At 45.8% G+C, this 21,298-nt stretch carries 19 protein-coding genes; 7 read left to right on the plus strand and 12 right to left on the minus strand.

The genetic code is table 11. The annotated features are described in order from the left end of the window. Positions 1-36 precede the first annotated feature (36 nt). Complete coding sequence (locus QUB37_RS14925; protein ID WP_333163207.1) at positions 37-312, plus strand: MoaD/ThiS family protein; 276 nt, start codon at positions 37-39, stop codon at positions 310-312. A 227-nt stretch (positions 313-539) separates the two neighbouring features. Here the strand turns inward: QUB37_RS14925 and QUB37_RS14930 are convergent, their stop codons facing one another. The 3 genes from QUB37_RS14930 to QUB37_RS14940 all read right to left on the minus strand — a co-directional run bounded on the left by QUB37_RS14930 (position 540) and on the right by QUB37_RS14940 (position 4,865). Beyond that, entirely contained in the window at positions 540-2,420 is a 1,881-nt protein-coding gene (locus QUB37_RS14930; RefSeq protein ID WP_333163210.1) for a ribonuclease J, read from the minus strand. A 370-nt stretch (positions 2,421-2,790) separates the two neighbouring features. Continuing rightward, a complete protein-coding gene (gene dapA / locus QUB37_RS14935; RefSeq protein WP_333163212.1) occupies positions 2,791-3,714 on the minus strand; it encodes a 4-hydroxy-tetrahydrodipicolinate synthase in 924 nt (307 codons plus the stop codon). A 107-nt stretch (positions 3,715-3,821) separates the two neighbouring features. Further along, a complete protein-coding gene (locus QUB37_RS14940; protein ID WP_333163214.1) occupies positions 3,822-4,865 on the minus strand; it encodes an aspartate-semialdehyde dehydrogenase in 1,044 nt (347 codons plus the stop codon). Between the two features lie 112 nt (positions 4,866-4,977). On the opposite strand from QUB37_RS14940, the gene QUB37_RS14945 reads away from it, so the two are divergent. From QUB37_RS14945 to clpX, 4 genes are all read left to right on the plus strand, one after another. After that, positions 4,978-5,100 (plus strand): hypothetical protein, encoded by a 123-nt coding sequence (locus tag QUB37_RS14945; RefSeq protein WP_333163216.1) that lies wholly within the window; start codon positions 4,978-4,980, stop codon positions 5,098-5,100. 329 nt (positions 5,101-5,429) lie between these two features. After that, positions 5,430-6,845 carry a trigger factor gene (gene tig / locus QUB37_RS14950; RefSeq protein ID WP_333163218.1) on the plus strand — a complete coding sequence of 472 codons (1,416 nt, stop codon included), beginning with the start codon at positions 5,430-5,432 and terminating at the stop codon, positions 6,843-6,845. A 525-nt stretch (positions 6,846-7,370) separates the two neighbouring features. Then, on the plus strand, positions 7,371-8,060 hold the full coding sequence (gene clpP / locus QUB37_RS14955; RefSeq protein WP_333075055.1) for an ATP-dependent Clp endopeptidase proteolytic subunit ClpP: 690 nt from the start codon (positions 7,371-7,373) through the stop codon (positions 8,058-8,060). Positions 8,061-8,069: 9 nt separating this feature from the next. Continuing rightward, on the plus strand, positions 8,070-9,413 hold the full coding sequence (gene clpX / locus QUB37_RS14960) for an ATP-dependent protease ATP-binding subunit ClpX (protein ID WP_172188019.1): 1,344 nt from the start codon (positions 8,070-8,072) through the stop codon (positions 9,411-9,413). Between the two features lie 138 nt (positions 9,414-9,551). On the opposite strand, the gene QUB37_RS14965 is transcribed toward clpX, so the two are convergent. Next, entirely contained in the window at positions 9,552-11,633 is a 2,082-nt protein-coding gene (locus tag QUB37_RS14965; RefSeq protein WP_333163221.1) for a DNA polymerase III subunit gamma/tau, read from the minus strand. A gap of 539 nt (positions 11,634-12,172) precedes the next feature. Between QUB37_RS14965 and QUB37_RS14970 the strand changes: the two genes are divergently transcribed. Beyond that, positions 12,173-13,084, plus strand: coding sequence for a hypothetical protein (locus QUB37_RS14970; RefSeq protein WP_333163223.1), 912 nt, complete (start codon positions 12,173-12,175; stop codon positions 13,082-13,084). 17 nt (positions 13,085-13,101) lie between these two features. Here QUB37_RS14970 and QUB37_RS14975 read toward each other — a convergent pair whose 3' ends face one another. The 5 genes from QUB37_RS14975 to QUB37_RS14995 all read right to left on the minus strand — a co-directional run bounded on the left by QUB37_RS14975 (position 13,102) and on the right by QUB37_RS14995 (position 18,190). Then, complete coding sequence (locus QUB37_RS14975) at positions 13,102-13,824, minus strand: DevA family ABC transporter ATP-binding protein (RefSeq protein ID WP_333163225.1); 723 nt, start codon at positions 13,822-13,824, stop codon at positions 13,102-13,104. A gap of 89 nt (positions 13,825-13,913) precedes the next feature. After that, a complete protein-coding gene (locus QUB37_RS14980) occupies positions 13,914-14,318 on the minus strand; it encodes a four helix bundle protein (RefSeq protein WP_333163227.1) in 405 nt (134 codons plus the stop codon). An 86-nt stretch (positions 14,319-14,404) separates the two neighbouring features. Continuing rightward, complete coding sequence (gene devC, locus QUB37_RS14985) at positions 14,405-15,565, minus strand: ABC transporter permease DevC (protein WP_333163229.1); 1,161 nt, start codon at positions 15,563-15,565, stop codon at positions 14,405-14,407. Between the two features lie 172 nt (positions 15,566-15,737). Next, a complete protein-coding gene (locus QUB37_RS14990) occupies positions 15,738-17,381 on the minus strand; it encodes an HlyD family efflux transporter periplasmic adaptor subunit (protein ID WP_333163231.1) in 1,644 nt (547 codons plus the stop codon). A 71-nt stretch (positions 17,382-17,452) separates the two neighbouring features. Beyond that, positions 17,453-18,190, minus strand: coding sequence for a phycocyanobilin:ferredoxin oxidoreductase (locus QUB37_RS14995; RefSeq protein ID WP_333163233.1), 738 nt, complete (start codon positions 18,188-18,190; stop codon positions 17,453-17,455). A 129-nt stretch (positions 18,191-18,319) separates the two neighbouring features. Between QUB37_RS14995 and tatA the strand changes: the two genes are divergently transcribed. Next, the gene (gene tatA / locus QUB37_RS15000; RefSeq protein ID WP_333163235.1) at positions 18,320-18,511 is read left to right on the plus strand and encodes a twin-arginine translocase TatA/TatE family subunit; all 192 of its coding nucleotides are present in this window, start codon (positions 18,320-18,322) and stop codon (positions 18,509-18,511) included. A gap of 61 nt (positions 18,512-18,572) precedes the next feature. Here tatA and panB read toward each other — a convergent pair whose 3' ends face one another. The 3 genes from panB to QUB37_RS15015 form a co-directional block, all read right to left on the minus strand. Further along, entirely contained in the window at positions 18,573-19,349 is a 777-nt protein-coding gene (gene panB / locus QUB37_RS15005; RefSeq protein WP_333163237.1) for a 3-methyl-2-oxobutanoate hydroxymethyltransferase, read from the minus strand. A 528-nt stretch (positions 19,350-19,877) separates the two neighbouring features. Continuing rightward, on the minus strand, positions 19,878-20,342 hold the full coding sequence (locus QUB37_RS15010) for a hypothetical protein (RefSeq protein ID WP_333163239.1): 465 nt from the start codon (positions 20,340-20,342) through the stop codon (positions 19,878-19,880). Positions 20,343-20,360: 18 nt separating this feature from the next. Further along, positions 20,361-21,197, minus strand: a complete 837-nt coding sequence (locus QUB37_RS15015) for a hypothetical protein (protein ID WP_333163241.1) — start codon at positions 21,195-21,197, stop codon at positions 20,361-20,363. Positions 21,198-21,298 lie beyond the last annotated feature (101 nt).

A 21,298-nucleotide genomic window follows, 5' to 3' on the forward strand; every position in this document is an offset into this window, starting at 1 on the left:
TAACTAATAAATGACTACTGACTAAGGACTAAAAAAATGACCGTCAAAGTTTTAATTCCCACTCCCCTGCAAAAATTTACCAACAATCAAGCCACCATCGAATGCGCCGGCGATAACATTTCCGAACTAATTGAATCGCTGGAAACAAATTGTCCCGGCATCAAAAAAAGCCTGTGCGACGAAAAGGGAGAACCCCGCAGATTTCTCAACTTCTACGTCAATAGCGAAGACATCCGCTTTTTGGATGGCTCAAAAACACCCCTCCAAGATGGCGATGAAGTCAGCATTGTTCCTGCTGTTGCTGGTGGCTGATTTTGCAACCGCAGATGGTGGCAGATAAACACAGATGAACGCAGATAGAATTAATTACTATCTGCGTTCATTTGCGTTTATCGGCGGTTAAAAACTCTTCCCTCACTTAGTGAGGAAATCTATTTATGAAATCAAATCTAGGGTTGTAGTTGCGCTTGGATGCCCAAGCGCAACTACAAAACCTAAAACTCCTTTCTTGGTTCGCAGTGCGTCCGAAAATTATCGCCCTAAGAAGCTGCCCTTGCAGCAGTCCGGGGACGGCGCCGGCCCGTCACCTGATTGGCAGGAGATGGCAACGATGGCGAGGGCGATGATGGCGAGGGCGATGATGGCGATGATAATAGCTTAGGTGCTTCCAGGGAACCTGGAGATACTGCTGCTTTTTCCGATCGCACTGCTTCTTCAGGAATTTGCATCAGGAATACCAACAGCGGATTGCTTTGAAGTTCCCGGCGCATCACTCGCTGAATTGCCTTTTCTATTTGCGTTTGAACTCCTACCCAGTCAACATCAACTTGTGAGTCAGCAGTGGCGGGTTTGACAAATTCTGACCAACGATCGCTCAAAACTGTTTCAATAGTTTGAGTGATTAATTTTATCACCTCCGTGCGCTCGGCTGATGTCACTACACCTTTCAAGTGAACTTCTGGTTTGGCAACTAATTTGCCTTCCCAATTCAAAGCCGCCGCTACAGTTACAACCCCATCTCCGGCTAACTGCTGACGTTCCTTGAGGACGCTAGCTTTGACCACGCCCGATCGAGAAGCATCTACCAATTCAATTCCTGAAGGCACTTGGCCAGCAACTCGCATCGAATTTTCAGTTAATTCTACGACATCGCCGTTATCAATAACCACCATATTGCTAGCGGGAATGCCCATGCTTTGAGCCGTTTTGGAGTGCTGGATCAGCATCCGGTGTTCTCCGTGAACCGGCAAGAAGAACTTGGGACGAGTCATGTTAATCATTAACTTTTGGTCTTCTTGACAACCGTGACCGGAAACGTGAATGCCTTTGTCGCGGCCGTAAACCACGTGTGCTCCCAGCATCATCAGTTTATCGATCGTGTTTACCACTGCGATCGTATTTCCCGGAATCGGATTAGCTGAGAAAATGACTGTATCGCCCTTTCTGATTTTCAGTTCGTGATGTTCGCCGTTAGCAATGCGAGTCATCGCCGCCATCGGTTCGCCTTGGGAACCTGTAGTTAAAATCAGTACCTTGTCTTCTGCCAAATTGCGGATTTCTTTCAGCGGTTTGAAAATACTATCTTCGCATTTGATGTAGCCGAGATTGCGGCAGTGAGCGATGACGTTAAGCATCGACCGGCCAACCACTCCGACATACCGATTGTTTTTCTTAGCTAAGTCCAAAACAATTTGCAATCGGTGTACCGACGAAGCAAAAGTCGTCAGCATTATCCGTCCCGGTGCTTGAGCGATTATTCTGTCTAAATTCGGCGCCACAGAACTTTCCGAAGCGGTAAAACCGGGAACTTCCGAGTTAGTAGAATCGCTGATCAAGCACAGCACACCTTTCTCGCCGTACTCGGCTAGCTTTTGCAAATCAAAATGCTCGCCGTCTACAGGAGTGTGGTCAATTTTAAAGTCTCCGGTGTGGATCACAATTCCCACGGGAGTGTGAATTGCCACCGTAAAACTGTCGGCCATCGAGTGAGTGTTGCGGATGTATTCGACTAAGAAATTCTTGCCAATTCTGACAGTATCCCTGGGTCGAACCGTTCTCAATTCAGTGCGGTGAGACACTCCGGCTTCTTCGAGTTTTCCGGCTAGCAAAGCCATCGCCAAACGGGGGCCGTAGATGACCGGAATTTCAAATTGTTTGAGGTGGTAAGGAATTCCCCCGATGTGGTCTTCGTGACCGTGTGTCACGATCATACCTTTAATTTTGTGGCTGTTTTCCCGCAGGTAAGTCATGTCTGGGAGGACAATATTTACCCCGTGCATTCCATCTGTCGGGAACGCTAAACCGGCATCTAAAAGAATGATTTCGTCGCCGTACTCGAACACACAAGTGTTTTTACCGATTTCGTGCAGTCCGCCGAGGGGAATAACTTTTAGAGCAGATGCAGTTGTATTTTTGATCATGCGTATCCTTTGTTAGTTATTTTTGTTATTGGTCTGTTAACTGTTGACTGTTGACTGTTGACTGTTGACTGTTGTCTGTCGTCTGTCGCCTACTGTCTAGACCTCTCCAATAATCCCTGTGGAACAGGCATCCTGCCTGTTCAAGACAAGCTTTTTGGGAGGTTTTTATCTGTTGTTCGTTGATGGGGGCGATTTTTTCCAAGATATTTGTGGAAAACTCCCCTACGGGGTTTTACTATCCCCTACAGTCAGTTGTCTTTTGCCTTCAGTCTTTAATCCTCAGTCTTTATTTTTTGACTGTTAGCTAATTACTAACAGTTAATTACTAATGACTGATGACTCAGAACTAATGACTGATAACAACCAATATTCAGTTGTCTGAAAACTCGTTCTCGCTCGTCTTGCTAGCTGATACTGCTGCTAGCTGACTCAGTACGTCCTTTAACTTTTGAGTTACCTCAACGGGCGGATCGCACAGGGGCGGACGGGTGGAGCCTACATCCCAGCCTTGAAGTTTGAGAGCTGTCTTGACGGGAATGGGATTTGTGGTGAGAAAAAGAGCTTTAAACAGGTCAAAAAGTTGCAAGTGAATCTGGGTAGCGACTTGAACTTGACCGGCCTCGAAAGCTTTGATCATCTGTTGCAGTTGCTCTCCTACCAGATGGCTGGCTACGCTAACTACACCAGATCCTCCTACCGCCAACATTGGCAAAGTTAGGGAATCATCTCCAGAATAGATGGCAAATTCAGGGGATGTCAAGCACCGAATTTGACTTGCTTGATCCAAGTTGCCACTTGCTTCTTTTACGGCCACAATGTTGGGGATTTGGGCCAATCGAGCCACCGTCTCCGGCAACATATTCTGACCAGTGCGACCGGGGATGTTATATAACATTATAGGCAATTCTGGAGCAGATTGCGCGATCGCCCGAAAATGATTGTATAAACCTTCTTGCGGGGGTTTGTTGTAATAAGGAACCACCTGCAAACAACCATCTAACCCGAGTTTAGCTGCTTTTTTCGTAGCTGCGACTGCTTCTGAAGTAGAATTCGATCCGGCTCCTGCGATTACCAACGCCTTACCGGCCACCGCCTTTTGTACCACCTGAAATAATTCGTACTCTTCATCCCAGGTCATAGTGGGAGACTCGCCAGTAGTTCCGCACACTACCAAGCTATCTGTACCGCGATCGGCTAAATGAACTGCCAATTGTTCTGCTACCGCATAGTTAACGCTGCCGTCTTCCTTAAACGGCGTAATCATTGCAGTCAGAACCCGTCCAAACTTTACCACACTTTCTCCGATTTTAGACTGTTGATTTTTGATTTTAAATTTTTGATTTCAGATGAAAGGTTTATCTAAAATCCCCAATTTCAATTTCCTAATTGCCAGGGTTCCCCTTAATTAGAAGCCGCCGCCACTTGGGTTCGCAACAAATTTTTTTGGACCAGCAACTCAGCTATCTGCACCGCATTTAAAGCCGCCCCTTTGCGGATTTGATCGCCAGACAGCCACATTTCCAACCCGCAGGGGTGAGAAATATCTTGGCGAATCCTGCCGACTAACACGTCATCCTTACCGCTGGCCTCGACAGGCATCGGGAAATAATTAGCTTGCCAGTCTTCTACCAGCTTAACCCCGCTTGCCTGCTTTAAGATTTCCCTGGCCTCAATCGCGCTAAAAGGCTCTGCAAACTCTAGATTAATCGCTTCCGAATGAGCCCGGAGTACGGGAACCCGCACACAAGTTGCCGTAATTTTAATCTCGTCCGTACCAAAGATCTTCCGAGTTTCGTTTACCATTTTCATCTCTTCTTCACAATACCCCAAATCATTAATCGGGGTGTTGTGCGGAAACAAATTAAATGCTAATGGGTAGGGAAATATATCTGTTTGGGGCGTTTCCCCCTGCAAAATTGCTCTTGCTTGAGCTTTCATTTCCTCCATTGCCCTCGCCCCCGCGCCGCTGGCAGACTGGTAAGTCGCTACAACTATGCGCTGTATCGGCCTAACTTTGTGAAGTGGCCAAACGGCGACTGCCATCAAAATAGTCGTGCAGTTGGGATTAGCAATTATACCTCGGTGAGCTGCTGCTGCTTGGGGATTGACTTCGGGAACCACTAGCGGTACGGTCGCATCCATGCGGAAAGCGCTAGAATTGTCAATTACTACTGCTCCGGCTGCCACCGCTTGCGGAGCCCATAATTTAGAAGTAGAGCCACCGGCAGAAGCCAGTACCAGATCTACATTATCAAACGATCGCGCCGACACTGCTTCGACAGGCAGCATCTCGCCGCCAAAAGGCAAAGTTGTGCCTGCTGAACGTTCCGAAGCCAGCAGCTTCAAGTTAGAAATCGGAAAACTCCTGCTATGCAAGAGTTCTAGCAACTCGGCCCCGACTGCGCCGGTGGCTCCTAAAATGGCAACTCGATAGGATTGAGACAAATTAGTTTCCTCCAAAAATTAAAGTCTAAAAGATCGAAATCAAAAATTTAAATAACTGCAATTCTCAATATCAAACTTAATTAATGTTATGCGACATCAGGAGCATGAGAGGATGGCAATAGTGCAGTTAACCGAAACGGGCGATCGAACTTCCCGATTGATCCGGGCGATCGTACCCAACGCCAGTTTAGCATCTTTCTGCCGCTCGCCCACGCCCAATCCGCATCCGCTTTAGTTTTGCGATATATCTGCATTTTCGCAGGCGCATCCATTGACTTTGACTGACCGCAGAGGTCGGCAAGATTGACATCACAGGGCGATATGTGCTATGGTGCATCGGCAATTAGTGGACTTAACCTCCACATTCCTAGCAGCAAAAGCTAGTATCCTCAAACCAAAACTATTTGGCAAGAGCCAAAAAAGTAGCCGGCAATGACTTACAGTCTCATCCGGTAAAGGTGTTGTAGTTGTGCCGTTACGAGTCAAAGCGTACAAAATTAAAATGCAGGCAAAGTCAGATTTGTATGTATTTTATGACACTATTGTTAAATATCACAAAAGCCGATGAAAGTAACCCAGGAAAAACTTCCAGCTAGCCAAATTGGTCTGGAAATCGAAGTACCGTCAGAAAAGTCAAAACAAGCTTACGAGCAAGTAATTAAACAATTTGCTCGCGAGGTTAGTATTCCTGGGTTCCGCAAAGGCAAAGTTCCCCGTCAAGTTTTGCTACAGCGCCTAGGCCAGAGTCGTTTGAAGGCGACGGCTTTGGAAAATTTGATTAATGATTCCCTGCAAAAAGCCCTCGAACAAGAAAAAATTGCCGCAATTGGCAGTTTTGAACTTCGCACCGAGTTTGAAGAATTACTAGCTAAGTTCGATCCTGAACAGCCTCTGATTTTTTCGGCGAAGGTTGATGTACAACCCGAAGTGAAAATGGGTCAGTACACAGGTTTGCAGCTTCAAGCAGAAGAAGCTAAGTATGATGAGGCTCAGGTAGATGAGGTATTGGCAAAATATCGATCGGACAAAGCTACTTTAATCCCCGTAGAAGGCCGGCCGGCTCAGTTGGGAGACACGGCTTTGGTTGATTTCTCCGGTAGATTTGCAGAAGCAGCCGAAGGCGAAACTCCCGCAGAAATTCCTGGTGGCGAAGCAGAAGACTTCCAAGTAGAATTATCGGAAAATCAGTTTGTACCGGGCTTTATCCAAGGCATGATCGGGATGAATCCAGGAGAAACTAGAGAAGTTTCTGTGCAGTTTCCAGATGAGTATAGCAGTGAAGAATTAGCGGGAAAACCGGCAGTCTTTACGATTACCCTCAAAGAACTTAAGGAAAAAGAATTGCCGGAGCTGGACGACGACTTCGCCCAAGAAGTCAGCGAATTTGAAACTTTAGCAGAACTGCGCGAATCGCTCGAAACTCGGTTTAAAGCAGACAAAGAAAACCAGACATCCGCTAATAAGGAAAAAGCTATATCAGCAGCACTCACGCAGCTAATAGAAGTGGAAATTCCCGAAACAATGGTCGATCGCGAAATAGATTATTTGTTGAATCAACAAGCCGCCCAATTGAGAAATTACGGCATAGATATCAACCAACTGTTTACCGAAGAAAATATGGGCCCGATGCGGGAACGCTCGCGCCCGGAAGCAATTGATCGCCTCAAGCAGAATTTAGCTCTGGCAGAAGTAGCCAAGCTGGAATCCTTATCTGTTGAACCAGCAGAAGTAGCAGCAGAAGTAGAAAAAATCAGAAAGCAGTTTCCCAAAGGAGATTTTGACCCCCAAAGGTTGCAGGAATTTGTAGCAGAAGACTTGCTCAAACAAAAAACCCTGAAATGGTTGGAAGAAAAAGGAACAATCGAACTCCTACCTGAAGGCTCACTGACTCCGGCAGCAGCAGAATCAGAAGAATCGGACGCTGAAGATTCAGCAGAAGCAGCCACGAGCGTTGAAGTGGAAGTCGTAGGCGAAGATTAGGGCGCAGAATCAAAGTAGTAGGGACACCGCACGCCAGCCCTTCTTCGTGTCAACTTAACGTCAAACCCAGTCAGAGACGGCTATTTGATTGTTAAAGCCAGATCCCCCCTTAGCTTGCCCCCTACTCCCCCTTAAGAAGGGGGGACAAGAAGCCTCTTTAAGTCCCCCTTCTTAAGGGGGATTTAGGGGGATCTAGACTTAGCGTAAAACCGAGATTGATCAAGGGTTTTAGCCTGGTTGTTGATACTAATCGGGTCTTGGAGTGTCCCTACGGCGGGGATCGATCGGGGGTATCTGAAGTGCGATCGAATTTTACGTTTAATGTCGAGCTACTGTTGAATTTGGGTTAAATAGTCACAAGATTTTTGCTCGACTATACCCAATGCCCCATTCCCCATTCCCCATTCCCCATTCCCCATTCCCCCGATATCTGTTCAGAAGAGGCATAATAGTTAAAAGCTGGCGGCTTAATTCAAAGCTTTCATCAGCAGCAGCAAATTGTCTAGAATCCTTGACTGGTGTCTTATGGTTGTATCTCAATCTTCCAATTACCTAATTACAAGCTATAACGATTTTGATGTCAGTTCCAGCCCCAGCAATGTAGTGCCGATGGTACTAGAACAGTCGGGGATGGGCGAGCGGGCCTTTGACATTTACTCGCGCTTGCTGCGGGAGCGAATTGTGTTTTTAGGAACTCCCGTAACCGACGAAGTTGCTGACTCAATAGTGGCTCAGCTATTGTATCTAGATGCCGAAGACCCAGAAAAAGATGTCCAAATGTACATTAATTCCCCCGGCGGCTCGGTGACGGCCGGCATGGCAATTTATGACACAATGCAGCAAATCCGCCCGGATGTGGTGACGATTTGTTACGGTTTGGCAGCGAGTATGGGCGCATTTCTGCTGACAGCAGGAGCTCACGGTAAGCGGATGTCTCTTCCGAGTTCCCGAATTATGATTCACCAGCCGCTTGGAGGCGCTCAAGGTCAAGCAGTTGATATTGAGATTCAAGCCAAAGAAATCCTTTATCATAAGCGTAAGCTGAATCAACTGCTAGCGCACCACACAGGTCAACCGATCGACAAATTAGAGGCTGATACAGAGCGCGACTTTTTTATGTCAGCCGAGGAAGCCAAAAATTACGGTTTGGTCGATCGAGTTATCGCTAAAGAAAACCTTCCGGCGGCGGGAGAGAATGTCACTGCACTGAATTAAGAGGCTGTTATGTCTAAGTACGACTCCCATCTAAAATGTTCGTTTTGTGGCAAGTCTCAAGAGCAAGTACGCAAGTTGATCGCAGGGCCCGGGGTGTATATCTGCGACGAATGCGTAGACTTGTGCAATGAAATTTTAGATGAGGAGTTGTTTGATTCGAGTGCAGTACCCGCAGCGGCGGTGGCACCGAAGCAGGAAACGACGCAAAAGCGCCGCGCTACTTCGGGCAAAAGTATGTCGCTGAGCCAAATTCCCAAGCCGAGGGAAATTAAAAATTATCTCGACGAAAATGCGATCGGGCAAGATGAGGCGAAAAAGGTGCTCTCGGTGGCAGTTTACAACCACTACAAGCGCCTGAGCTTTATCCATGCCAAAAATAGCGGCAAGCACCCGCCGGAAGAAGTAGAACTGCAAAAATCGAATATTTTGTTAATCGGGCCGACGGGCTGCGGCAAAACTCTGCTGGCTCAGACTTTGGCGGATATGCTAGACGTACCCTTTGCGGTGGCTGACGCGACGACGCTGACGGAAGCGGGCTATGTCGGGGAAGATGTGGAAAATATTTTGCTGCGGCTGCTGCAAGTGGCAGATATGGACGTGGAAGAGGCGCAGCGCGGAATTATTTATATTGATGAAATTGACAAAATAGCCCGCAAGAGCGAAAACCCTTCGATTACGCGGGATGTGTCGGGTGAAGGCGTGCAGCAGGCGCTCCTGAAAATGCTGGAGGGGACGATCGCCAATGTACCTCCCCAAGGCGGCCGCAAGCATCCCTACCAAGACTGCATCCAAATTGATACCAGCAATATCATGTTTATCTGCGGCGGTGCTTTTGTCGGTCTTGAGAAAGTGATAGAGCAGAGAACGGGTAAAAAGTCAATGGGTTTTATTCAGCCCGGAGAAGCTCAGCCGAAGGAAAAGCGGGCTGCTGATGTACTCAAGCAACTTGAACCGGATGATTTGGTGAAGTTTGGGATGATTCCTGAGTTTATTGGGCGGGTGCCGGTGGCTGCGGTGTTAGAGCCGCTGGATGAGGAAACACTGATGGCGATTTTGACGGAACCGCGCAATGCTTTGGTTAAGCAGTATCAAAAGCTGCTGAAGATGGATAATGTGCAGTTGGACTTTAAGCCGGATGCGATTCGGGCGATCGCCCAGGAGGCATACCGCCGCAAAACTGGAGCGCGGGCGCTGCGGGGAATTGTGGAAGAATTGATGTTGGATGTGATGTACGAGTTGCCGTCGCGCAAGGATGTTGCCCGGTGTACGATTACTAAGGAAATGGTTGAGAAGCGATCGACCGCCGAGTTATTGGTACTTCCGTCTTCGCTGCCAAAACCAGAGTCAGCTTAAAAGTAGATATTCACAATCACTAGGTGACTCTAATTCAACCTAAAACTTTTAGGGTATTAAGAAACCTGGAAGGGCAGCCACTCTTAGCACCGCCCCTACTAAAAAAACCGGGTTTCTCGGTTTTTTTTAGTGATCTACTTACCAATCTATAAAATCATCCTCACCTAACTCAGAAGATAACTCGGAAAAATCCGGTTCAGATTCCAATCTAAAAGTTTCCGACTCCCAAATCTCCAAGTCATCCGACAAATTGACTACTTGCCCGTCAAACATATCAGCCAATTGCCTAGCCGTATTCGCGACATCTCGCGCATCATCACGCACCGCTATAGCCTGAGCGTTAAAGTCATTTTGAGAGTCTGTAGAACCGTTTGTGGGCGATCGTGATTCGGAAATTAGGGGCACATTAACGGCGGTATTTTCAGGCGCTGGCGGGTGTTTTTGTTCTTCTCCCCTATTCCCCAAAAAATCATCTGTAATCTCAGAATCCGCAGACTTCTGCACCTGTTGGCCGACATCATCCGCAGGATGAGAATTCCTGGGATTTTCGCCAACACGTCCGTTAGAAGTGGGCAAATTCTGGGCGCGGGAACTATTAGTTTCAGCGGGATTTGTCAATCCCACTTTTACTGTTACTCGACGGTTAAAAATTTGCAAAAAAGCTTCTGCAATATTAGCTACTTTGTCTTTAACCATATTGAGCAACGGCTGCGAACTAATCTTAACATAAGCAGTATCATTGCTAAAAATTACTAGCTGTCCATGTTGGCGAAGCAGCGATTGAGTTCCATGCGGCCGCACGCGGTCAAGTACCTGTTCCCACACTCGATTTAAATCGATTTCATCGGCTGAATTAGTCGGTGAATAATTTGTTTGATTCGTTTCAGCAGTTGGTACAGGTACGGGAATCGCAGCAGGAGGTGTGCTTTCTGTTCGATTAGCCACCGGCTGCGACTGAGGTGGAGGATTTTGCGAATTGGGAACTGAAGATTGTTCAATATTAGATGTCTGGCTGCCCCCCGATTGTAGGGGCGGTGCCTCCGTGCCCGCCCTGGGTTGGGGGGGGTGATTTTGTGGTGGTTGAGCAACATTTTTAGCTGGTTCTGCTGTTGGTTGTGGCTGAGTTCTAATCGCTGAGGGCAATAATCCCAACAGCGTTACTTCCAGCCACAAACGTGGCTGAGTAGTGTTTTTAATTTGCACTTCGTGGGTTTGCAAATGTTTCTGACCTGCCAAAATCAACTCCGCATCCCAATGGCGGGCAAAATCCCCCAGTTTTTCCCAAGTTGCAGATGTTAACGCTACTAAATCTGACCGCTTTGGTGCAGCTTTGGCTATTAGCAAATCTCGGTAAAAGCTGGCGAGACTTTGCAGCACGATTAGCGGTTCCCGACCGCGATCCATGAGGTGGCGAGTCATGTCTATTAGTGCTGTAGCGTTATCTGTATCAATAGCTTGTAGCAAATCCATTAAATCATTTTCGGGAACCGCGCCGACTAAATCCCAAACTTTTTCGACTGTTACTTGACCGGGAAATAAGCTCAGTTGGTCGAGCAAACTTTCGGCATCTCGCAGACCTCCTTGGGCAATTTGAGCAACCATTTGTACTGCGTCGCTGGCAATATTGATATTTTCTAATTGGGCAATTTTGTGCAAGTGAGCAATCATTGCGTCGAGGGGGATGCGGCGAAAGTCGAACTTTTGGCACCGAGAAATAATAGTTGGTAATACTCTTTGTGGGTCGGTTGTGGCGAGGACGAATACAACGCGATCGGGTGGTTCTTCTAATGTTTTCAATAAGGCATTAAATGCCTGGGTACTGAGCATATGAACTTCGTCGATTACATATACTTTATAGCGGCACTGTACGGGGGAAAATTGAGCTCGTTCGATCAAATCCCGAATGTTATCTACTCCCGTGTTGCTGGCGGCGTCAATTTCGATGACATCTAGTGTCGAACCTCGGGCAATTTCTTGGCAAACGTTGCATTTGCCACAAGGGGTCGGGGTGGGGGCAGCCGTAGAAATACAGTTGAGAGATTTGGCGAAAATTCTGGCACTAGAGGTTTTACCGGTGCCTCTGGGGCCGGTGAATAGATATGCTGGTGCTATGCGCTCTTGTAGGATGGCGCTGGTGAGGGTTTGGGCGATCGCCTCTTGACCGACTAATTCGGCAAATGTCTGAGGGCGATATTTGTGGTGCAGGGGTTCGTAGGTCACGATCGAATATTGGTGGTATTAGCTGTAATCTTAGCTAAGGAGACGTTGTTTGATCGCACCACAGCTCGACTTTCACAGCAAGCCGCCCGGTGGGCTTGCAAGGCGTCCGCGAGCGCACAGTAGGAATATATCACTCTCCCAACGTCCGCCCCTCGATCGTCCGGGCGATCGGCTGTTCTGCTTGATGTTTTCCGCAGCTCGCTTCCATAGTTACTATTAATTTATGTGTATTTCTTTTTATTTTTCTCGAAGAGGAGCCCCCCGAACAAACATTTTTTTTAGCTGTATAGGTATAATATATTACAGACAATTCACCATTTCTATTGACCAGTACCAGCGCGCGATTTTCCGATATTTCGGAAACCTGCTTGCAGTTAAAGATAAAGTATTAATTAGAGGGTGCGTGCTCCAGTTGCAGAAATCCAGTTGTACCAAGATGATGGTGGAATGATGTCAATGTTGGTTGATCCAGTTGCACTAACAGCTCTACTCTGGAGTCCTGTATAAATATAGCGTCAAATTTTACCCTTTAAAAGCCCATGTCAACCCAAATAATCCTTGTAGAACCAAGGTTGGCAGTAGCCTCTCCCAAACCTAAAAAGGCTAAACCCGGAGATCCGTCCTCAGACCAACTCTTAATAGGAGGGGCGGGATTACTGTTGTTATTGCTTATCGGTTTAGCGGTCTTTACCAAGTTAAAACTCGACGATTTGAGCAAAAAGCTCAAATTTGAGGAGTTTAGAAATCGAGAACTCCAGAAAAAATACAAAATGGCTCTGGAAACCATGTCAAAGATGGAAAAGAATCCCGACCTTATCCACTCGCGAGACTTTAATTTAGACTACCTGAGAATGCGAATGGCGGAAGAAGTCTTTCACTTTGCCATTGTGAACCAGATTAAGGTAAAAGTCAAAGAGAAAATTAGTATTGCCCTGCGTCCGACTCAGGGTGCAGTGGGAGATAAAAACGGGAATGCCGGCAGCGGTAGGCAAGTAGATTCGATGTTTGATATCGAATACGAAACTGGCGATCCGGCGGTAAAAATAGAAAAACGAGTGCTGTTTCGGATTCAAATTAAGCTGATGAAACTGCCGACTCAGGCAACATCGGCGACAATTAATCAAATTATTGACTGTTTGGAAACTTATCTGAGTCCTTCAGACGACCACGACAGTTGGCAGCCGACAATTCAAGGTCGCATCGTTCATATTGAGTGGGATCAAAAAGCCAAGCCGACGCCGATGTTGGTGCTAGAACAGTCGAATGAAGGGGTGAATGTTACCTTTAGGACTACGAGAACGCCTGCCGGCAGACCTACAAATGCCAATGATAGCCAATTAGTAGGAGCTAAGGGTCAAAAAAGTGGCAAAAGTAGTTCTAAAACGCCAGCCAAAGGTGCAACCAAAAGTCCTGCCAAGGTAGGAGGAAAGCGTCCCGGTTCTCGGAAATAAGTTGAGGTGGATTAATATTATTTTCCCGAAAGAACGCCTGTGGCAGCCGCTGTTGATGTATCTTGTGCGAGGTAGCCGTCTTCCATGTGAATAATGCGATCGGCTATATCTAAAATGCGGTTGTCGTGGGTGACAAGCAAAATAGTGCAGTGCTGTTCTTTGGCCAAACCTCGCATAATTTCTACCACATCTCGACCTGATTTACTGTCTAGGGCTGCTGTGGGTTCGTCTGCTAATACTAATTTCGGCTGGCTGACTAATGCGCGGGCGATCGCAACTCTTTGTTTCTGGCCGCCAGAAAGACTGTCGGGGTAATAATCTATTCTTTCTCCCAAGCCTACAGCTTGCAGCATTTCCTCTATTTTATCATTAGTTTCTTGGGGAGAAAGATGACTGTGCAGTTCTAAAGACATTTGCACATTTTGCCTAGCTGTCAAGCATTTGAGCAAATTGTGAGCTTGGAAAATATAGCCGATGTCGCGGCGGACTTTAACTAATTTATTTTTCCCCGTTCCCCGCAATTCTTGGTCGAGAATTTTAAGACTACCTTCTTGGATCGATCGCAAAGCTCCAATCAAGGTTAACAATGTTGTTTTCCCCGACCCAGAAGGCCCAGTCATCAGCACGATTTCGCCCGGATAAATGTCTAGGTTGATATCAAATAATGTCTGTTTGCGAAGTTGTCCTTCGCCGAAGGAATGATTGAGATTTTTAATTGAGACAACGGGTAAAGTGTTCATAGGTAATTTGTAGTTGGCAATTGGGCATGGGGAATTGGGCATGGGGAATTGGGAATTAGGCTTTGGGCATTGGTAAGGAGGAGATTTTTTTATTTGCGATCGATATCAGATATTTCATCAATCATTTTCTCTTTCTTACCACCTATTGAGTGTAGATAAGTATTGAGCTTCGGCGACAATTCATCAATTATTGGTTGAAATCTTCTTACCTGTTCATCTACCAGCAACTGTCTGGCATATGCCAGTCTCAAAAAGGTGATTGTTTCATACAAAGAACCTCTGGCAATCTTAACAAAACGCCGATTATCTTGATAATTATACCTGCCCCGTCCTTCTGCAATATTAGCGCAAACACTATCGGCGGCGCGTACAAGTTGCTTGCCCATAGTATCTTTTGTAAAAAAGTCCCATTCTTTGACGATAAACCAAACCTCATTTGCTAGCTTTTCTGCCAACTTGTAAACATCCAAATCCTCAAAATCCGGTCTACTCATATCTACACCCCTCTATTACCAATTACCAATCCCCAATTCCCCATTACCAATTACCAATTACCAATTACCAATTACCAATTCCCCTTCTAAAAAATATCCGCCGGGTCAGCAGCCTGCAACTTCCTAACTGCGATCGCCCCCGACACAGAACACATGACAACTGTCATAATAAAAACAGTCATAGCTTTCGCCAAAGTCATATACATCGGCAAACTCGTAGCACTTCTCCCTAAATTGTACAGCACCAAAGAAACTCCAAACCCCGGCAAATAACCAAGAATTGCCAAAATCAAAGCCTCTTGAAACACCACACCCAAAAAGTAAATATCCTTATATCCCATCGCCTTTAGCGTAGCGTATTCGGGTAAATGATCGGTAACATCAGTATAAAGAATTTGATAAACAATCACTATCCCAACGATAAATCCCATTGCCGCGCCGAGAGTGAAAACAAATCCGATTGAGGTACTTTCCTGCCAATATTTTTTTTCAATATCTACAAACTCTTCTTTAGAAGAAATTCTCACATCATTCGGCAAAGTTGCCCTCATTTTATCAACAACAGCCTTAACATCTGTTCCCGGCTGCAAGTGAACAATACCTATATCGATTAAACCTCTTGTTCTCCGCGTCGAAAAAATCCGCATAAAGTTCAAATCGCTGGTGACAAGATTTCCGTCGGCACCGAAAGAGGCCCCTATAGTAAATAAACCATCTACCCTAACGCGGCGATTGTCAACTTCAGTTTCAACAACTTTTCCCTGTTTGAAATATTCTGCTACCGGTCCAAACTCCGGGCGGGAAGCTTGGTCAAATAAAACCACATCCGAAATTTTGATTTTGTCCAAATTATTTTGGATTTCAGGCATATCAAAGATGGGATGAGCGGGGTCAAAACCGATTACCATCAATTGGCGGGTATTACGCTGGTTGGGGTCGGGGTTTTTCCACAATCCAAAGCCTAAATATACGGGACTAATTGATTTAACGCCGTTAAAGCTCAAGGCTTGATACAAGCGACGCTGGGGAAAACTTTTCATGGCTATTAAAGCCGTAGACTGGGTGCTGGTGATAAAAATATCCCCTTTTAACTTAGAGTGAAAGGTGATGGAGCTTTCAAAGAGCGCGTCTCTAAATCCGAACTGCATAAACATTAGCAAGTCGGCAAATCCAATGCCGGCTAGTGCGACGGCTAAGCGCATTTTTTCGCGGGTTAACTGTGCCCAAGCTAGTGGTATTTTGGCCATAATCCTCCGATTTTAGATTTGAGATTTTGGGTTTTGGATTGAATAATTTTAGGATTTAACTACGGGTGTTGAGGAAGCGGTTTTTTTACCCTTATATTTGATTCAAACCCTTAATCTCGGTTAAAAACCCGGTTGCTTGAGTCCCCATGCGTAAGTTCTGTCAAGGTAAAATTTAGATGTCTATTTTTACTTCAACCTGCAAGTTTGTGAGGGCTGCAACTTTTTTGCTCGATTCCGGATCGAGGCGAATTCTTACTTCGATAACTCTCGCGTCGGTGTCGGCGGCGGGGTCCGTATTGAGGACATCTTTTTTGCCGATTTGTTTGCCGATGCGATCGACTGTTCCTTCCAAAGTGCCTGCAAATACGGGGCTGCTGACGGTAGCGCGCTGACCGTTTCGCACTTTGGCGATGTCGGTTTCGTAAACTTCTGCTACGGCGTACATTTGGTCGGTTCCGCCTAGTTCTACGATGCCGTCTTGGGTGTTGACACGTTCTCCTTGTCGGCTGTGAACTTTGAGGATGTCGCCGGATACGGGTGCTTTGACGTAGCTTAAGTTTAAGTCTACTTGAGCTTTTTGTTTGGTGGCGATCGCACTTTCGACTGCGGCTTGGGCTGCTTGTACGTCTTCGGGGCGTACTTCAGCAATTTGGTCGAGATTTGCTTTGGCTTGATTGATTTGTTCTTGGCCGGTTTCTGCTTTTTGTTTGAGTATTGCTTCGGCTTGATTGATTTGTTCTCTACCGGTTTCTATCTTTTGATTTAAGGTAGCTCTAGCTTGGTTAATTTCCTGCCTGCCTGTTTCTAATTTGCGTTTGAGATTGGCTCGCGATTGATTGATTTCCTGCTTGCCAGTTTCTACTGTTTGTTTGACGGTGGCTTTCGTTTCGACTATTTGCTCTTGCAGTGTTTGCACAGTTTTTTCTAATATAGCTTGAGCTTCTCTGACTCTCTGGCGAGCCGTCTCTACTGCTAAGCGTTTGGTGTCGTAGGCGGAAGCAGAAATTGCGCCTGTTTCTGAGAGCTCTTTATTGCGTTGTTCCTCGGCTTCGGCGTTGGTTAATTCGGCTTTTAGCCGATCGACTGTAGCGTTTTGAGAGGCAATTTCGCCGCGCAATTGAGCTTTTAGCCTAGCCAATTTGGATTGCTGCACCTCTGTTTCTCTTTTGAGTTGTGCCTCCAATTTGGCAAGATTAGCTTGTTCGGCTTCGGTTTCTCTTTGCAGCGCGGCCTCGAATTTGGCAACGTTAGCTTGTTCGGCTTCGGTTTCTCTTCGCAGTTGAGCTTCTAAGCGGGCGACATTCGCTGCTTCGCCTTCGGTTTCCCTTTGCACTTGTGCTTCAAACTTGGCAACTTCTGCTTTCCCGGCGCCGACAACGCCTGTTTTTGCGCCTGCTTGAATTTTCGCTAATTCTGCTTGTTTGACTTTGACTTCTTTGTCGGCTTGTTGGAGGATTGCTTGGAGCCGATCGCGCGTATCGAGAACTGCTATGATTTGTCCTTGACTGACTCGATCGCCCTCTTCCACCTGCAACAGTTCAATTCTTGCTCCCTCCGACGCCGAAGGGGCCGACAATTTGATAACTTCCCCCTGCGGAGTCAACCTACCCAAAGCTGTGACGCTGGTGCGGGTGGAGGCGGGAGTTGCAGCAGCCGTTGCAGCAGCCGCCTTTAACTCTTCGGCTTTTCTAATTTGAGATACTTGCCAAAAACCGACTCCTGTGGTAATGAGAGTGGCCGCGATCGCTAAACCGATGACTCCTCGCCCTGGGGGTTTTAAAAATGATTTATCCTTGACCCGCGATTCCTTTACCATTACTTATAAAGTAGGTGATTTCCTAATTAAGTTTTGTCCACCTACTATTAAGTATTGTAAACCAATTTCAGCTATTTAGGGAAATCAAAAAGCACCTCGGTCATGTAATGTTCTGCCCAATCTTGACCGAAAGCTTTTTCGAGTACGCGGCGGGTTTTGTCGTTTTGCTGCTGCTGGCTACAGTAGTAAATATGAGCGTCGAGAATTTTCGATTCTTCGGCGGAAGAGACAGGTTCGGAGGCGACTGCCTGTTGGCAGTGAATTTCCACGTAGGATTCAACTATGTCGAGAAATCTGTTTTCTTCTTCCATCGACTCTGGCCGCACAAACAGACAAAATTCTGAGAAAATATCGCCCCATTCTGGAATTTGGCGGGGACAAGAAAATTGCTTGAGCGGCAAAATTTCCAGTTGAGTTCGGTAGTTTTCCGACAAAGTTCGATCGGGATTGAGGGGAGAAAGGTCTGCGATCGCGGCGCTAACTTGACCTTTGCCTGCTACTATATCCGTACCGAACATCGGCAAAGCATAATTCGGTCTGGGAAACATCACGCAGTGCAGTATGTCAAGTACCGGCCCAACTTTAGCGAGTTCGAGGTGTATTTTGCGGAACTGGGGCGTTTGATAGCAGCGGTTTTCAATGATCAATTTTTCTTCTTCCAAGCGCCCTTCTACGTATCCCAACTCAGCGGGCAGGTGGTAGGGTTCCAGGTCTAGATAGCGGTGCCATACTGCTTCCATCCGGTCTGCTAAATTGCGGATGAGGTAGTGCTGTTGTTCGCGGAGGGAAGGCTGGGATATTTCTAACATTCCTAATTTATCGGGGGATAGCTTAATAAAACTTGATTCTACTGTTGCAGGATGCAGGAAAAAAGGTAGATACTTTAACAATATCAGTAGATTGACTTACGATCGAGCAAGTTTTACAGGAGATTTTGTATGTTTGGTCTGGGATTGCCCGAAATGGGCATTATTGCGGTGGTTGCCATACTAATTTTCGGCCCCAAGAAGATTCCTGAGTTAGGAAATGCTTTGGGCAAAACGCTGCGGAGTTTTAAGGAAGGGGTTGGTCAATCTGATGATGAAGCTGTTGAGAAGGATAAAGAGGAAGAGGGCCAGCCGAAAGTGTAAATTAGCTTTGTAGTGAGGATTTTAGTCCTGATTTTTAAGGGTTCAAGCCCTCACTACGAACCTATTCGGGAAATTTGCCTTCTCTAACTTCTAGGGAATAATCTTTTACAGCTTGGGTAATTGTTTCTCGCAAATTGGCGTAAGCTTTCGCAAAAGGCGGCTGTTTTTCGGAAAGTCCCAACAAATCGGAAGTAACTAAAACTTGACCGTCGCAGTGCGGCCCGGCGCCGATACCAATGGTGGGAATAGTTAATTTTTGGGTAATTTGAGCGGCTAAGTCTGCGGGAATGTGTTCTAGCACGATCGCAAAGGCACCGGCTTCTTGAAGCGCGATCGACTCTGCTAGGATGCGATCGGCTGCTTCGGCAGTTTTTCCTTGTTTTTTGTAGCCGAGTTGGTGTACCGACTGCGGAGTTAAACCGACGTGTCCCATCACCGGAATTCCGGCGGATGTTAGCTGCGAAACTGTGGCGGCCATTGCTGGATATCCACCTTCTAATTTTACAGCTTGAGCGCCGGTTTCTTTCAAAACTCTCCCCGCCGAGTGCATGGCTTGCTGGGGACTTTCTTGGTAAGTCAAAAACGGCAAATCCACCACAATTAATCCTTGTTTAACTCCACGGCGCACTGCTTTAGCGTGGTGCAGCATTTCATCGAGGGTTAGCGGCAGTGTTGTGTCGTAGCCTAAGACTGTCATGGCGAGGGAATCGCCGACTAGGATGATATCTACGCCTGCTTGATCGATGAGTTGGGCGATCGCATAATCATAAGCTGTCAGGACAACAATTGACCGCCCTTGTTGTTTCCACTGAATTAATTGATGAGTAGTGACTGACATTTTAGTGCAAAACAAAAATATAATATCATCTCCTGCTATTACTTATGATATCAAATGCGGGCGATCGCAGCTTATATTATTTATCATTCGGCTATTAAAATCGCTTAAAAATTAAACTTTCGTTTTACGACAGGGGGACTAAGAGTAAGATCAGAAAAATATATAAATTTTATACGCGAATATAACTTTGCATTTCCTCACCATACCAAACAATCAACCCCTGATTTTTCAAGTCCACTTCTCAACCCAAATTTTCCTGGATAATTAAGCCGAATCAAGTTTCTTATCCTGCAGAAAGCTCTACACCATCATACCTGCCTTCTAGTCCAGCTACCGCAAAAACAACATTTTTGAATAGACGAAGTTTTCTAGTTCCTATTGCTGTATTTTCTTGAATTTCACAAACTAGGGTTAAACGTAACTAATCAATAATACACTTCAGGATACATCTTCTATGTTTTAACAAAAGTTATAACTGAGATCACTGTTGTTATTTAGTGTTTAATCTGGCTGGACAAATGTTGCAAATTAATAGCAAAAATGCTCTCTAATTATTGAATTCCGAAGCTTCTGCCATTCTTGTTTAGAAACATCAGCACGAGTTTTGTCACCCGATGGATCGCGGATATCCCAAATTGTATCTGCAATCCGATCAATTGATCGCCCATGAGAACGATAATCGAAGTCCCAGAAAGCATCACCGACGCAATCTCCTTGTGTAGTAATCATTTCTCGATCAACTGTACTACGAATAGCATTCCATTCGCGGATGTAGATAGCAGAATCATCCGATCGCAATTTACGGTCTCCCAATTGAGGATTCACTCTATAAAAAAACCAATCCGTAAACCTATCCACAGCTTGAGTTCGAGATTCATAATCGCGCGCTGTAGCACTATCTAGATTGGAACCACCGATTACAAGGGAGATAGCTAATGCACACACCCCTAAAAACTTCGAGATTGACTTAATTGAAAGTGATTTAATTAGCATGATTCAACCCAATTAAAATTATGAATTTCCCCGATATAGCTGGTGATAAATATTTCGTTGCCATCCATCTCTAGAACAAGAACCTCCTCCTGTTTGAGGTACGAGAGTAGATAAACACCAATAATTTTTACCATCAAAGACAACGCCTTTTTTGATATATTGTAACTCAGAGATAGGTTGCCACGGTCGATCAATATTAGACTCGTCATAATATCGATATAGTTTTCCCTTTACCTCTAAACCCTGATCCGTACCTCCCAACCAATAACGACCTTCTTGAATTATGTTTGATGAAGATTTTTGTTGATTACTATCTGTCTTTTTCTCAATCCACCAATTCCTCACAAAACGTTTTGTGTTTTCATAACCTCTTGTCGTAGCGACTATAACTAGCAGTTCTCCTTGTTGATTGATAAACTCAAAACGACAAGGCCCTTCTCCCGTACCAGAACAATCCTTAATCTCTTTATATCCTAAATCAAATAGCTCTTTAACAGAACGATCTCTGAGGTTAGGTTGACCTTGTAAGCTGGGCTGCCACCCTTGTTGGATCAGGATTTGGCGCGCCTCTTTGTATGGCATACCTTGTTGAAGAGGTATTTTTTGAGTGGAATTTACAGAATTTTCAAGGCTGACTTGAACCTTTTCACTTAAAGCAACAATTGTTGAATTTTTGTCGGAATTATTGATGTAATTTTTTTGACTTCCTGTATCGACTTTCGCACTATTTATGCGGGGAATTTGTTGCTGTGGGGCAGCACCTGCAAAACTTGTATATCCAATGGCGATTAGTCCCATCAATGGTGCAATAATTCTGGTTGTAATAAGAGTGCGATCGCCTATCCAACTTTTCATACTCATCGGTTAAAAACCTTTCTTTTTACAGAGTTGTGTAGAGATGACCTCTACTCTAGGAGTTATCTTCGATCAATGCTGCGCTGTAAGGCGATCGAATC

It is taken from the genome of Microcoleus sp. AT3-A2, from assembly GCF_036705685.1.
GTDB lineage: Bacteria > Cyanobacteriota > Cyanobacteriia > Cyanobacteriales > Microcoleaceae > Microcoleus.